Below are 587 nucleotides of genomic sequence, written 5' to 3'. Positions count from 1 at the left end.
ACCATGGCAAGGTGGGTAATCCAGGTGAGTGAAAAGTTCAAACCGCTTTATCAGGCACTGAAGGCTCACTTACTCGAACAAGTGGTGGTTCAGGCCGATGAAACGCCGCTCAATGTGCTCAAGGAAGACAAGCAATGTTACATGTGGTTGTACTGCTCGGGAGCCGACTCCCCTGAAGCTAAACTCCCTGACATGAAAAATATCGTCTTGTTCGACTATCAAAACAGTCGCGCGAGAGTGTGCCCCGTGAACTTCTTGGGTGATTACTCAGGCTATCTGCAAAGTGATGGTTACGCGGCTTATGATGGATTAACCAACGTCACCAATGTCGGTTGCTTCGCTCATGCACGTCGTAAGTTCATGGAAGCGAAGAAGCTTCAGGGCAAGGGTAAAACAGGTAAAGCGGATGTGGCGTTAGCCAAAATCCAAAAGTTGTACGCACTTGAATCTCGATTAAAACTGGCTTCGGTCGAAGAGCGTTGGGCAGAAAGACAAGCGCAGGCTAAACCGATGTTGGATGACTTCTATGACTGGTTAACCACGCAGAAAGTCATCGAATCGAGTCCTCTTGGTAAAGCCATCAAGTA

The 587-nt window shown here is 48.2% G+C and carries 1 protein-coding gene; it reads left to right on the top strand.

Annotated features, from left to right (window positions below; all coding sequences use genetic code 11):
* Positions 1 to 587 (top strand): IS66 family transposase (gene tnpC / locus VOR_RS0113930; protein ID WP_010320310.1); only part of this gene is annotated, 587 nt, incomplete at both ends.

This window comes from Vibrio ordalii ATCC 33509 (assembly GCA_000257205.1).
In the GTDB taxonomy this organism is placed as follows: domain Bacteria; phylum Pseudomonadota; class Gammaproteobacteria; order Enterobacterales; family Vibrionaceae; genus Vibrio; species Vibrio ordalii.
The sequence above is the reverse complement of the archived record's forward strand: the minus strand, read 5'-3'. Positions and strand labels throughout refer to the sequence as shown.